Annotated in this window: 12 protein-coding genes; all 12 read right to left on the reverse strand. The window is 44.5% G+C overall.

What is annotated here, in order from left to right:
• Positions 1 to 9: 9 nt before the first annotated feature.
• Complete coding sequence (locus HRQ85_RS10070) at positions 10 to 1197, reverse strand: glycosyltransferase family 2 protein (protein WP_050645141.1); 1188 nt, start codon at positions 1195 to 1197, stop codon at positions 10 to 12.
• A complete protein-coding gene (locus tag HRQ85_RS10075; RefSeq protein WP_172379531.1) occupies positions 1194 to 2294 on the reverse strand; it encodes a glycosyltransferase in 1101 nt (366 codons plus the stop codon). Before HRQ85_RS10075 ends, HRQ85_RS10070 begins: the two co-directional genes overlap by 4 nt.
• Before the next feature lie 383 nt (positions 2295 to 2677).
• Positions 2678 to 4102, reverse strand: a complete 1425-nt coding sequence (locus HRQ85_RS10080; RefSeq protein ID WP_172379532.1) for a GumC family protein — start codon at positions 4100 to 4102, stop codon at positions 2678 to 2680.
• Complete coding sequence (locus HRQ85_RS10085) at positions 4099 to 5217, reverse strand: glycosyltransferase (protein WP_172379533.1); 1119 nt, start codon at positions 5215 to 5217, stop codon at positions 4099 to 4101. Before HRQ85_RS10085 ends, HRQ85_RS10080 begins: the two co-directional genes overlap by 4 nt.
• A complete protein-coding gene (locus tag HRQ85_RS10090) occupies positions 5210 to 5995 on the reverse strand; it encodes an acyltransferase (RefSeq protein WP_172379534.1) in 786 nt (261 codons plus the stop codon). Before HRQ85_RS10090 ends, HRQ85_RS10085 begins: the two co-directional genes overlap by 8 nt.
• A 92-nt stretch (positions 5996 to 6087) precedes the next feature.
• The gene (locus tag HRQ85_RS10095; RefSeq protein ID WP_172379535.1) at positions 6088 to 7464 is read right to left on the reverse strand and encodes an O-antigen ligase family protein; all 1377 of its coding nucleotides are present in this window, start codon (positions 7462 to 7464) and stop codon (positions 6088 to 6090) included.
• 251 nt (positions 7465 to 7715) lie between these two features.
• Entirely contained in the window at positions 7716 to 8822 is a 1107-nt protein-coding gene (locus tag HRQ85_RS10100; RefSeq protein ID WP_172379536.1) for a glycosyltransferase family 4 protein, read from the reverse strand.
• On the reverse strand, positions 8803 to 10314 hold the full coding sequence (locus tag HRQ85_RS10105) for a sigma-54-dependent transcriptional regulator (RefSeq protein WP_172379537.1): 1512 nt from the start codon (positions 10312 to 10314) through the stop codon (positions 8803 to 8805). Before HRQ85_RS10105 ends, HRQ85_RS10100 begins: the two co-directional genes overlap by 20 nt.
• Positions 10315 to 10537: 223 nt before the next feature.
• Positions 10538 to 10942 (reverse strand): Hpt domain-containing protein, encoded by a 405-nt coding sequence (locus tag HRQ85_RS10110; RefSeq protein WP_050052519.1) that lies wholly within the window; start codon positions 10940 to 10942, stop codon positions 10538 to 10540.
• Between the two features lie 412 nt (positions 10943 to 11354).
• Positions 11355 to 12587 (reverse strand): quaternary amine ABC transporter ATP-binding protein, encoded by a 1233-nt coding sequence (locus HRQ85_RS10115; protein WP_050634350.1) that lies wholly within the window; start codon positions 12585 to 12587, stop codon positions 11355 to 11357.
• On the reverse strand, positions 12580 to 13479 hold the full coding sequence (locus tag HRQ85_RS10120) for an ABC transporter permease (RefSeq protein WP_019823103.1): 900 nt from the start codon (positions 13477 to 13479) through the stop codon (positions 12580 to 12582). The genes HRQ85_RS10115 and HRQ85_RS10120 overlap by 8 nt, the downstream gene beginning before the upstream one ends.
• 147 nt (positions 13480 to 13626) lie before the next feature.
• A complete protein-coding gene (locus HRQ85_RS10125) occupies positions 13627 to 14619 on the reverse strand; it encodes an ABC transporter substrate-binding protein (protein WP_017063893.1) in 993 nt (330 codons plus the stop codon).
• Positions 14620 to 14631 lie beyond the last annotated feature (12 nt).

Genomic DNA, 14631 nt, shown 5'->3' on the forward strand with positions numbered 1-14631 from the left:
AATAAGTCCTTAATGATTCGCTCGTGTCCAAGGCGAGTTTTCTAGTCCGATTAGGTAACGAATGCCACCAATGAAGTTGGCATAGTGACCAACTATCAAATAAGAGATTAATGAAATAGGTTTGTTTACTAGACGCTTTGGCAGAATGCAGCCAAGGACGCCAATGGTATAAACGGCAACTTGAGCCCATAACAGCGCTTCAAATACCAAGTAGTTGCTAAGTAAGATTGAGCACACTAAGCACACAATCATTAAATATGGAGTGAGTAGGCGAAGTCCTTTTCCTGAGAAGAACGCAAACGCGATGCCTTTAAACTTCGGGCTGAACAAGCCAAATAATCGAATCGCTTGTTGCATGTTGCCCGCGGAAATACGAAGTCTTCTTTTGAAGTCTGTTTCTAGGTTCGATTCCTCTAGCTCTAATGCCACCATTTGGGTTTCGTATTCTGCGATGTAACCTTGTTTAACGATTTGCATCGGTAAGATGAAATCATCATTAATAGTGTTGAGTGGAAGCAGTTCAAACAGGTGTGTTCTAAACAAGTAGAAAGCGCCATGAGAACCCAAGCTAGAACCTAATGAAGCCTCTGACTCTTTAACTGCGGTTTGGTACTGCCAGTAAGTGTTTTCGCCTTCGTTGCCTGTTGGACAAAGTTGATACGTTGCGTTTACCACTCCAACCTTGTCACTTTCAAAATGAGCGGCAGCTATAAGCAACGCATCCAATGAAATAAGAGCAGAAACATCACTCATCGCCGTAATATCACTGGCTATACGTGGCACTTCTTCATTAACAACCGCGACTTTACCTCGGTTTACTTGATGGTCATGTATCTCAAAATAGACATCACTGCACATCGCTTCTTGTATGGTCATTTGAGCAATGGCGACTGTGTTATCGGTACAACCATCGCAAGCGATAATCACTTCCAACTTCTTTTTTGGGTAATCGAGTGAAGCAAGGTTACGAATCTTATCTGCGATCCACTGTTCTTCGTTAAATGCAGGAACAAGAACGGTGATGGTCGGCAACGTGCAATCTTGCTGTCCCTCTTTGTAGCAACGATGGCTCTCTTCAACTTTGCGTGCGGGGTGGCTTTTCGCGTACCAGCGCAGTAACAAAGGGTAGGCTGCGTGGTGATAGACAATCAACGCACCTGAAAACAAACAAAGTCCCGCAAGTAACCAATCGATCATGCGTAAGCTCCTTTTGAGATATCGTTGTAAGACGAAACCATTTTGATGATGTCGAAGTTCTCAAGAACGTAGTGTCTAGGTGATAAAAAGCGTTCATTTTGATTTTCTAACAAGGCATTGGCTAACCCTGTAATGCTGCCTTTTTTAACGAGTGTTCCGCTGATTGGGCACAAGGTTTCATCGACAGCACCAACGTCCATTGCGACGGTGGGAATATTGCATGCTTGAGCTTCGAGTGTAGAAAGCGGCAGCCCTTCGTGGCGTGAAGGTAGGCAGAAGGTATCCAACGCTCCGTAAAACGTGGTCATGTCTTCAACTAGGCCAAGAAAGATCACTCGGCCACCCAGATTCAAGCGGCTAGTCAGTTGCTCTAATTGATTGCGTTTAGTACCGCCGCCAGCCAATACGACAACCATGTTTTCAGGTAAAAGAGTCAGTGCCTTAATAAGTTGGTCTTGGCCTTTCACATGTTCTAGTCGACCTGCACAACCGATGATGTGTTTGTCTGTCGGCAGGTTTAGACTTGCTCTCGCATGTTCTTTCGACATTGGCTTAAACTTCTCGCAATCCACGCCGTTTTTGATGGTAATGATGTTCTCATAAGAAAAAGCGGTGCGTAGTTGGTTATAAACACGTGTTGCATCGGCAACTAATGTTGGCTGAGCAGCTTTTAAAGCAAGCGCTTGTAATCGACGACGTTTGTTGTTGTTCAGATGCCAAGCGTCATGTTCGGTATGAATTCGAGTTGGAACCCCTGTTACGCGAGCGGCATAACCAGCGTATAACAGTGGGCCAATATGATGGGTATGAACCACATCAGGGCGAATCGCATTGAAGGCTTTAATTAGCTTAATAATGATATTGAATTGTACGCCTGGTGCTTTATCCAAAAAGACGATTTGTTCTTTGTATGGCTCTAGCTTTGGCCAGTTGTTGATCGACTCTTGTTTTGTACCCTCTAAACTGACAATCAACACTTGGTCTGTTGGTTTAGCAAGGCGCAGCAAATCTAGAGTTAGGGTTTCCAATCCACCCGGTGCAAGGTGCTGAACAACGTGTATGATCTTTTTGCCATGCTTCGTTAAATGCGTATTCATAATTTGGACCCTGCCTTTATAGTTCTTGTTTCGCCTTTCTGACGTTTCTCTTGAAGTAAATTCTTTAAAACGTTTAACTACACAAGGAGATTGCAGGAGTTGTGCCAATTAAATAACATTTAATTTTCAAGAACTTAAGTGATATAGTTCAAGGGCGGTTTTCATTTCTCAAAATGGGAATCAAAACAAAATACGATTGAATGGCAGTTTGAATCATAGGGCTTGGGTAAATCGAAAGTGGGATTAATAATTGGGGCTTTATAAAAGAAAAACGCCAAGCGAGTGTTGGCGTTTAGTACTTGGAAACTAGAAAGCTAGGATGCACGAAACTAGGAAACTAGAAAGCTGTGAAGCTAGCAAGTCAAAAATGGCTTTGAGGCTGACTAGCTCATTTTAGGGATCACCGTAATTACAGGGACACCTAAGATATCTTCGATTTCGTCTTTGCGTTTGATTGAAGAGTCAAACAGCTCGAACAACACGGCTAAGCCAACACCCAATCCGATACCTGCAACGAATCCAGCCAGAATAAAGACAAAAGTCGGCATGTTAGATTTGATACTCGGTGTGAAAGGCAAATCAATAATCTTCACACGTTTGTTTTGCTCGAATACACCAAGCGAACCCGTTAGCTGAGCCATTTCATAACGCTCTGTCAGTTCATCGGATAGCTGACGTTTGATTTCAACTTGACGTTTAAGGCGGTACATCTCTTTTGCATTTTCGCCGAAGTTATTCGCCTTGTGTTCTAATTCGAAAATCATAGTACGAAGGCTTTTGGTCTCTTCGGTTAAAGACTCAAAGCGAGCACGAACCAGCTGTAGGCTGTGTAATTGAGTGACCAGAAGAGGTTGGATATCAGAAAGTTTGTTCAGTGTCGTGCTACTTGCTATGTCCCAAAGCTGGTCGCTGTTCATCGTTGGCTGGGTTACCTCGAGCAAACTCTTACGTTCATTCTCTAGTCTGTCTAACTCACGCACTTTAGCTTGCACAGCACTGTGTTTGTCCGTGTATTTTGCTTGTAACAAGGTTAGGTCGCTTCGAATGTCGATGATCTGGTCTTCTAATTTACCGATTACAGGGTTGGTTCGTGAAAGTTGTTGGTCGATTGACCCTAAACTTTTTTCGACACCCGATAACTCTGCCTCTTTTTCCGCCAGTGTTTGTTTGAGTGAAGCTAAGCGATTCAAACTTTGACTTTGTACCTCAGGTGTCGACTGGACGTTTTCGTTCATGTACAAGGCCAAAGCTTCTTCCGCTTCTTCAAGTTCCACACTCCGTTTGTCGATATGAATTTTTAAGAAGTTACTTGAGTCTTCAATCGATGAACGTTCCGGCGCGAGCAACTGTTCAATGAAATGTTCACTCACCGAGCGCAGCGTCGCTTCCATTCCTGTTGGTGTGTTGGAGGTTAAGCTTATCTTTAGAAAGTCTTTCCCAAGCTGAGTCACCGATAAACGCTGAGACAGGTCTGTAATGATCTCTTGTTTCTCAATTTCAGGCATATCTGGAGTGGTTAATTGCAGTTCATCAGCGACCGAGTAAAGCACATGTCGACTGTGAAGTAGTGTTCTCAACGCGTTAAGGCGGTCTTTGAGCATGGTAGAAACGGCGATGTCTTCCAAGAATGGATTCATCTTGGCCGTTTCTTGAATCAACATACTGGTATGCGCGTCATATTTAGTTGGAGCCAACTTGCTCACACCAAAGCCTACAAATGGCAAAATAAGCATTGGCAGAACGATAACGTAGCGTTGGCGCCACATCGCATTGATGATAACTAATAACCGCAATTTCAGATTATTCATAATAGCTCCAACATCCAATGTACGAAGTTACCACGGTTTTGCCAGCTCTCTTGTTCGACGACAGAGATAGGTGAATTGCTTAGCTGGCGTGCATGATCAAGCGCCCAAATCATTTGGTTGGCACTGCCAACCGTGGTCACGTGCTCTTGGTATGGAACCAAAGCAGGGAACGGTGTTGTGATAATAGGTGTGCCCGCCGCAAGGTATTCCATTAGTTTGAGTGGGCTACAAGCTCGGATCTGCTCGTTATCAACAAACGGCAACAAGCTCACATCCCAGTGTTGAGAATAGCTTGGTAGCGTGTGGTGTGGACGAGGGCCAAGGTAATGAACGTTACTCAACTTAGGCAGCATGAGCGTATCAAGCTCGTTTGGGCCAATGAAAACAAAGTCCCATTCCGGCATCGCATTCGCAACTTGACCAATCATTTCATAATCAAGCCATTTAGAAAGGCTGCCATAAAAACCAGCAATAGGGCGGTGGTTGCTTGGTAAATCTTTTGCTCTTGGTGCGGGTGTTGAAAACAGGTCTACGTCGACACCATGTGGTAGCAAGTGCGCTTTATGCTTTGGAAATTTATCCATCAATTTTTTGCTAGCCGCGAATATAAGCGTCGATTTATCGATTAACTCTGATTCGTGCTGTGCAACGGTGTCATGATCAACACCAGCCAGCGCGCTAAAATCATCGCCGCAGTAATAAACCACAGATGACTCGCCTAAGTGTCCGCACAAATCAACAGCGGTCGGAAGAGAAGTCCATAGGATAGGCGCGTTAAGATTAAGCTCCGCAATAACCGGTTTTAGTTGGTGCAACATCATTTGCTGAGCCAACTTTCTAGAAAATTTAGAGGCAGGCGCAGGGATTGTCTTTAAGTTAACGATAGTAATGTTGTCGTGTCCCTCAGAGTCGAGCATGTTTTGAGTAACGGCTTTGGTTTTGCCAAACAATTTGTTGAACGCTCGGCTTGCATCTTTAGCGGACAGCTTAGGATGTCTTAAGCCAATAGAGTTGACCCATAAGACTTTGTGTTGCTTAGCCAGGTGACGAACTAAATGTTGAGTCGAAGAAGGTAGGCCACCAAAGTCTTCACCAAATACGATTAAATCACGCATGGTCACCTCCATGAGTCTCTAACGAATCGAACATATCGGATTCTGTCACTTCAACGGGTTTAATGTGACCGACAACTCGAGCTGGGTTACCGCCTGCGATTGCAAAGGCCGGGATATTCTTTGTTACTACGCTGCCTGCGGCTATAACGGCACCTTCGCCGATGGTTACGCCACCTTTAACTGTGACATTCGTGCCCAGCCATACATCGGGTTCAAGAATGATGTCACCGATTTGCTGAGGGTCATCGCCTTCACCTAGCGCTCGGCGTTTTGCATCAAGCGGGTGCCCGGAGTATCCAAATAGGAAAGCACCGCCTGCGATTCGTACGTTGTCAGAGATAACCACTTTACCGCCAACAGCGATAGTCGACTGCCAACCAATGTCGACATTGTTACCAATCGACAATAGTGGGTGTTCCAAACCTTCAAGTGGTTGAGTACAACCAGAGAATGTCGTGTGGCCAGAGATACGGCAGTTATCGCCAATCGAAATTTGTACCGGACCGCTGACGAAAGGTAGACCACCATACAAATACAGGCGTTTGCCACATTTAGCCACACGACCTTTGAAAGCCGGAGTCCAGTAGAAGAATCGAGTAAAGCCAGAAACCAAATTCACCACTAGCTTGTGCGCTTGATATAAGCAACGATTAAGTATTTGAGGGGTAGGTAGCTCTGCGCTTCTGATGTCTTTCAAAATGAAAAACACATTTCTAATTCGAGAATTAGGATGAAACTTAAGCCAATGTTTGAATTGATGTATAGATGCTGACGTCATAATGAAAATCCTCTATTTTGTTATATAGAAGTACTTTCATATACTGTGCCATTTAATAAACACAATACTTTCAATTAGTTAAAATAGAGCTTTTAGTTTTTCTCATTTTGACAGGCAGTTTGAGATACGTTTGAGACGCAAACTGTGAGTGCTGCGAGGATATAAATCGGCCAGTTGAAGCCTTGAGTCAAAAATGTACCCGACACGATTGTACCAATCAGACCTGCATAGATCGCATAGGCGACCGCATTGAGTTCGGGTGCGATTTCTGTTGTCGAGTTTTTTAATCTTGCTAACGTAGAGCGAGAGGTTTTGATCAAAGAAACGATAAGGCAGACAAAAATGATAAGACCAATAAAGCCTGTTTCTGCCAACACACCAAACCAGGTACTGTGAACGGCATGATTCAGTCCGTCCCAGTGTGAACTATAAAAGAAGTAGTTCGAGAAGAAGTTGTTCAACCCTACGCCGGTCAGTGGATTCTCAACTGCCATTTTTATTGCTGCTTCCCAAGCATAGATTCGACCCATTGCAGATTCATCGATACCTTGTTCAGCTGCACCACCAGAAGATCTGTCTGAGATCCCAGCAACCAAGTAGAGCACCACGGCCGCGACAGTTCCTACCGAGATTAACAGGACTTTAGAGCGCACTAGCTTCCACGCAAAAATACCAATCACCGCAATACAACCCAGTAATCCGCCACGGCTTTGAGTGGCAATAATGGCGGCGAGCAGTAACAGACAAACTAAGGCACTGATTAAACGTCTGGATCGTGAGATGCCAGACGTAGTGGCTTGGCTTATCGTAAAGGCAAGTGGAAACATCAGTACCAGTGCTAGGTCGTTCGGGTCACCTAACATAGAGCCAAAGTCGCGGCCAATAGTCACGCGTGAGCCCTCAACAAGCCCAATACCATTTACTGAGTTGTACACGGCAATAGAGCTGACTAAAGCGCCAGCGTAGATAATCGTCATCGCGGTTTTTGCGAGATTTTCCGTGGTATTTACTAGCCAAGTAATCGCAAGCGTCATCACGATGATTTTCCAATAAACGCCTTTGAATTCTGCCAGTGCTATGGGCCTGTTGGACGCGAAGATAATACCAATGAAAACCAGCACCCAGAATATGGCGAGCCAGTTTAAACAAGGGTGCCAGAAGATTTTAAGTTCTTTACTGATTAATGCATGCCAGAAAAGAGCCGACAGAGCGCCTAATGAAAGCATCAACGGTATTTTTAACGAATAGAGCTGAGGTATGGCTTCGTGAATGCGGAAAAATGAAAAGACTACGAACAATAGAACTAACCAGAATGTTTTGTTTAACACGAATAACCCGGCCAATGGCACAAGAGCGAGCGCCACAATGACAGCGGGATGAGGCACAAAGTACCAAATAACACCAAGCCCAACACACAAGGTACTGATCGTGATGATGACTGGCAATCTATTGGCTTCAGGGTTGACCATTGTGACCTCTATTGGCAAATAAACTCTTCATGACTCGGCTCGTAATCTTTTAAGGCGTAGTTACGCCTGATGTTAAAGATTGCAAAGTGAGTGCCAGTTATGCATTTTGTTTAACTGACTGATTTACTGTTGGATTATTAAGTGAGGGCGTAGCCTTGAGGTGAGTTTTGTCATTTTGAGAATCAGTATAAAACTGACTAAAGTACTTAAATCATCAAGCCAAAATGACAAGTTAACTACTAAGACGAGTATTAACGGTCGAGTTGATAGATTTCCAACAACTGCGGGACAACGGCTTGTGGCGAGTATTGGTTTTTCACGGTTTCTATCGCGTTGCTCTTGAGAGAGTCACATTGCTCGTTCGTCAATGACATCCACAAAGATAAAAACTGTTCTAGCTCGGCCTCTGAATTTGCGAGGTAGCCGTTAACTTGATGCTCGATGAGTTGAGGCAAGTTACCAACTGAGGTGGCGAGAACGGGAATGCCGCGAATCATGGCTTCTAATGCCGCCATAGGTAAGCCTTCAAAGCGAGAAGGGATGATTAACAGATCGATTTGGCTCCAGACGGAGTCCATATTGGTCTGATGCCCATGAAAGGTCACATTATCAGGCTGCGATTTAACTAAGACGTCCATTTCTGGTCCGTCACCAAAAAGCTCAAACCGAACATCAGGAAACTGTTTGGCTAATGCAACAAATCGATCAGGCGCTTTCTCATGGCTCAATCGCCCCACAAAACCAACATGGAATGGGCTTGATGAACGGGAGTTTGTTAACCCAGTTGGGACTTTAACAAAGTTATTCAATTGATAGGTTTTACTCGGCACTTTCGCTTTAATCTTCTCACTGACCACGAGCGACTGATCAGAAAGAAAACTGCTGTAACGGTCGAGCCAGTCATAAAGCCACACTTTGCCTGTTGGGGTTTCACCAGCGTGATAAGTGGTGATTTGCTTTGTGTTGTTGAAACGAGGTGGGAGCTTGATTAACTTGCTGACCAAACTGGCTTTGTAACCATGAGCATGGATAAGCCTTGGCTGATAATGTTGAACTGCACGTTTAAGCTGTGTCGCGCTATTGCCATTTGAATCTGCAGAACATGAGGCTAAATCGGAGAGGTAACTAAAAGGGATGTTCAGCGCATTCAACTTTTCAACGATGATCGCTTCAGGACTAAACTTAGTTAAAAGAACGATTCGAACAGCCTCTGCATACTGAACGCTTTCCGATATCAGGCCTTGTGCTAATTCTAAAACATGCGTTTCTATACCTCCAAAAGTTTGGCTGTCGATCAACAGCCAAATCTCATGTAGGTTTACGCTGAGTACCCCTTGGCTAGGCTTGATTGTACTCATCTTCCGATTCCCAAGCCTGTTTCTTACGATAAACAGTAGAAGGGCTAAGTTCTAACAGCACAGCAGCGTTTAACACATTCCCATCGCAATGATTGATGGCATGTTGAATGGCTTCACGTTCTATTTGCCACATTGGACGAATAGCACCTTCGCTTGTGGTAAATGCAGGCGTCATCGGCTCGTTGTGAGTTTGAGCAACTGACGATTGCTCCAACTCTTCCGGAGTAATCGGTGGCAACTTAGCTTCTGGTGCTTCAACAACAGTAGGTTGGGGCGCAGTTACTCGAATTGGTGTCACTGATTTAGATGATGGAGCTGCATCTACTTTATTAATCGGAGGCGGTAACATGTCCTTAGTCACGCTCGTTTCATTGTTCAACACCACGATGTTACGGATGATGTTTTGCAACTGACGCACGTTGCCTGGCCAAACGTAACGTTTAAGTAGTTTCTGCGTTTCTTTGTCTATTGATTTAAACTTCTTCTTGTCTTGCTTCGCGTACAGCTTCAAGAAGTGATTAGACAGGGTGACGATGTCACTTCCTCGTTCACGAAGCGGTGGCATTTCGATAGGCACGACGTGAACACGGTAGTAAAGGTCTTCTCTAAAACGTCCTTCTTCTACTTCAACCAGTGGATCGCGGTTGGTCGCACAGATAATTCTGACATCCACTTTAATCTCGCGGTTGCCACCGAGTGGAGTAAATGTACCGGTTTGCAAAAATCGTAGGAGCTTCTTCTGCATCTCCAGTTCCATTTCACAAAGCTCATCGAGAAATAGGGTCCCGCCATGCGCTTGCATTGCTGCACCTTTACGGTCGGTTGTTGCGCCGGTAAACGCACCTTTTACGTGACCGAAGATTTCACTCTCCATTAGGTCTCGAGGGATAGCACCACAGTTAATCGCCACGAAAGGTTTACCATTACGCTGACTCTCTTGGTGAATCGCTTCCGCACACACTTCTTTACCCGTGCCACTTTCACCGTTAATAAACACGCTGGCAGTGGTTGGTGCTACCGAATCAATGATCTTGTAAACCGCCTGCATAGGTAGGCAAGAGCCAATGAAATTATGAAAGCGATCACGATCGAACTTGCTTTGCATATTATCGACAAGGTTTTCGAGTTTCGCTCTTTTTAGATGTAAGCGAACAGAAGTCTTGAGTCGATCGGCTTGAATGGGTTTCTCTAAGAAGTCTTCTGCACCGCGCTGGATAAGGTCTACAGCAATGTTTACTGAGCCATGCGCTGTCGCGATGATGACTGCAGTTGGTATTTCATTCGCACTAATCCAATCTAAGACTTCTTCGCCTGGCATGTCAGGCAGTTTAAGGTCAAGAATAACAAGCTGTGGAGAGTGCCTTTCAATGAAGGTCTTAGCTTCCGCGCCGGTTTCGACGTGGAAAATATCGTAGGGCTCGTCTTTTACGTACTGCTTGTAGAGTACGGCGAGTGAGGTGGAGTCTTCAACTAACAATACCTTAGGGCGCATTGTGTATTCCTTTTGAAACTTTATCCTAACCAATCAATAACATAGTGATATGCAACCATCAATACGAGTCTTGTGTATTTGTTATCTACCGCATGCAATCTTTTAAGAAGCGGCCGGTAAAACTTCTCGCATTGCTGTTCATGATGGAGCACATCTTATGGCGACTATATTAATAACGGCTGTTTTGAGTTTTTAATCTGCTACCGATAATGAACATGCAAAGCTAGCTGAAGCCTGCTTCTTTCCTTTCAAGCAAGGCTTTTATTGAACGCTCTGCGAGCTCTAGTAATTCATCAACTTGTCGAAATGCAGCATCATGACTCTGTTCTAAGCATTGCTTTTCTAAAGCGCGAGCTAGCTCACCCAAAGGGCGATTACCTAACGAAAGCGCTGTGCTGCCGAGAGTGTGGACCTCGAACTCAAGCATTTGAGCGTCTTTCTGCGTGACAGCCTCTTTTATGGCTACCAAGCGTGTTTGTGATTCTTCGACATAATGGTCGATCAAGATAGGGATAATGTCCGCACTGGTATCGCGAATCATTTGCTCCAGAACGCTTTCATCGACAAGCTCGCTCACTTGTTGTGAGTTTAGATTTGTAGCTGCGTCTGACGCTAAAGTAGAATTCATCAAACTAAGTCCTTTTGTTGAGCTTAATATCCGTGAGTACTATTAAGTTCTAGTCATTTTCTAGAATAATTTCAACTGGTTGCCGTACAAATAGAGCATTTAATTGGCATCTCACTCATCTTGTTATTGGGTTTGTGACAAACCTAACGGACTGATTTTATTTTGTTTTCTCTTATGAAATATAAACTTAGGTGCCTATAAAGCCTAAGATGCGGGTAGATCTCAGAAGAAAACGAGCCCGATACAAATAAAAAAGACCACTGCAGTGAATTAACAGCAGTGGTCTTAGAGCGATTTATATAGTTTAGGCTAATACTAAATAGCTATATAACCCAAATAGCGATAACCCAAATACCTATAACGCAAATAGCGATAATTTAAACAGCCGAGCTCTCAATAATGAAAAGTAGAACTACGAAGCTTTAGCTATCTTTGGCTTTGGGTCGGCTTCTATTTCTTCCTCGCTACTTTCTGAGAAGATATCAGCAACAGCGCTTCTCTCTAATTCACCTTTTAGATTACCGTCTTCATCAACAACCGGAAGAGAGTAGTCACAAGACATTGTGTCTGGTAGCACTTCTTCAATCACCGCATCAGGTAAGATGGCAGGGACTTCTTCGTATATCTCATCACTAAAATCATGTACCGATGAATCTTCAACGGCGTCTTGTAGGCTCTCTTGTGTGACTAGGCCTTGATAGCCGTCATCCGTTACGTGATAAGCGTAATCGTTTTTCAGCATCTTCATTTGTGCTAGAGCACCTTCAATCGTTTCTGATGTGATTCGATAGAGAGGAGGCTGCATAACGGTTTCAACGGTCAATGCACGAGCGCGGTTTACGTCTTTCACGAACGCTTCCACGTAATCATCGGCTGGATTTAGCAGAATCTCATGTGGTGTGCCTTGTTGTACTAACTCGCCGTCTTTCAAAATTGCGATTCGATCGCCTAGGCGGAGTGCTTCGTCCAGATCATGAGTGATGAAAACAATCGTCTTATGAAGCTTCTCTTGAAGTTCGATAAGCTGATCTTGCATTTCACTTCGAATCAAAGGGTCGAGTGCCGAAAAGGCTTCATCCATTAACAAGATTTCAGCGTTAGTACACAGAGCGCGAGAAAGGCCAACACGTTGTTGCTGACCACCTGAAAGTTGCGCTGGGTATTGCTTGCCGTAACCTTTTAAGCCCACCGTTTCTAACCATTCGTTGGCTTTCGCTAAACGGTCTTCTTTTTTGATGCCTTGTACTTCCAACCCGTACGCAACGTTTTCAACCACAGTGCGATGAGGCATTAAGCCAAAGCGTTGGAATACCATCGACATTTTATGACGACGGAACTCTTCTAGCTGTTTGGTGTTGAGGCTCATCACATCAATGCCTTCAACCATGATTTTACCTTGAGTAGGGTCAATCAAACGGTTGAAGTGGCGAATCAGCGTCGATTTACCCGAGCCAGAAAGCCCCATGATTACGAAGATTTCGCCACGGTTAATCTCAAGGTTAATCTCTTTTAAACCAACGGTATGACCCGTATCCGCAAGAATCTGATCTTTGTGTTCGCCGTTTTGAACTCGGTTCATAACAGACATTGGTTTCGGTCCAAACACCTTGTATAGACCACTAATTTCAATCAATGGTTTAGTCATGCTTGAATCCTCCTAAATGCGCATTAGTTCTTCTTGCGTACGCTTGTGAAGCGCGGTCAAAAAGGATTGCGAGGGCAACGATGGCGAAACCATTCATCAAGCCTAATGTGAAGTACTGGTTAGTAATCGATTTGAGAACCGGTTGTCCTAGGCCTTTCACACCAATCATGGATGCGATAACAACCATAGACAGCGCCATCATGATGGTTTGGTTGATACCCGCCATAATCGTTGGCATTGCTAGAGGAAGTTGAACACCCCATAAGCGTTGCTTTTTGCTCGCACCAAAAGCGGTAGCGGCTTCAAGGACTTCTTTATCAACTAAGCGTATGCCTAGGTTAGTTAAGCGAATTACAGGCGGAATCGCGTAGATAACCACGGCGATTAACCCTGGAATCTTACCGATGCCGAGTAGCATCACAACAGGAATCAGATAAACGAATGCTGGCATGGTCTGCATGATATCGAGCATCGGCGTAACGATAGATTGCGCTCGATTTGAACGAGCCATCGCAATGCCAATCGGAATGCCCAAGAATATTGAAACCAAGGTACACACGGTAATGATACTGAGCGTCCGCATGGTGTCTTCCCACATTCCAAAGTAACCAATGAGAAGCAGCGAAACAACACAGCCTAAAGCCAGTTTCCAAGAACGGCTTGCTGCGTAGACAAGACTGGTACACACGGCAAGGACAATAATCCAAGGTGTTGAGATAAGGAGTTTTTCAAACCAAACAAGGAATGAAAGAAGAGGGTCAAAGAGAGATTCAATCATTTCGCCGTATTCACGGGAAAATTCACGGTATGCGCCATCTAGCGTCTTTTTTATGGTTCGTAAATCACCGCGTTCCATCTCTGGAAAGCTTGATAACCAATTGCTGTCAGCCATTTTATATCCTTATAGTTCGGAGCCACTCGTTCACGCGATAAGAAAATCGCTAATGAAAAGGGCTCCGAATCATGAATAACATCAAGTATAGCGACGTTATTTCTGTTTTATTGTTGAAGCGTAATTACTTGTTATTAAATCAAGATCTTACAGCTCTGCTTCAACTTTCTTAGCCACTTCTTCAGAAACCCATGGGTGCCATACTTCTGGGAATTCACTCAAGAAATGCAGACTCGCTTCTTCGCCATCAGCTTGGTTGTCTTCCATCCAAGCAAGTAGCGAGTTCATTTTGTCGTTCGTGAAACCACGTTTAGTAAAGTAGTCGTACGCTTCAGGTGCGCGTGACGCAAAACTTTCAGTGGTAATCGTGTGAACAGGTGAAGGCGGGTACATGGTCGCTTTTGGCGATTCACAATCTTCTTTAGTGGTACAGTTAAGGAACTCTTCCTCATTAACGCCACTACCAAAGTCGACTTTAACCATGTCGTATTTACCTAGCACAGCGGTCGGTGCCCAGTAGTAACCAAACCAAGCTTCTTCACGTTCATAAGCTTTTGCGATAGAGCCAGATAAGCCGGCACTCGAGCCTGGATCAACAATCGTGAAACCGCTGTTTTCTAGCTCAAGAGCATTAAACAAGTTTCCGGCGCTGATCTGACAGTTCCAGCCTGCAGGGCAGCTGTAGAATGCAGATGTATCTGGGTCTTCAGGGTGTTTGAATAAGCTTGCGTTTTTGCGTACGCCTTCGATGGTTGCCATTTCAGGGTACTGTTTAACTAGGTAAGCTGGAACCCAAAAGCCTTCTTCGCCGCCGTTCACAAGTGCTTTACCTGCGTAGCGAAGACGTTTTTCTTCAACACCTTTATCTAATGCGTCTTTTAAGCTGTTGCTCCAAAGTTCAGGTGCAACATCAGGCTGGCCTTTTTCGATCATAGACGTGCCTGTTGGCATAGTGTCGCCAGGGATAAGTTCAGCATCACACCCATAACCATGTTCAAGGATGAATTGGTCGATATTAGCGATCAGTGTTGCAGAGTTCCAGTTCATATCTGCGATTGTTACGCTGCCACATTCTCCAGCGTTAGCATTACCGCTGGCTGCTGCTACTAACAAAAATACGGAGCTTAACTTGTATTTCATATTGAGTTTCCT

Origin of the sequence: Vibrio sp. Vb339 (assembly GCF_902751245.1) — a bacterium.
Taxonomy (GTDB): domain Bacteria; phylum Pseudomonadota; class Gammaproteobacteria; order Enterobacterales; family Vibrionaceae; genus Vibrio; species Vibrio coralliirubri.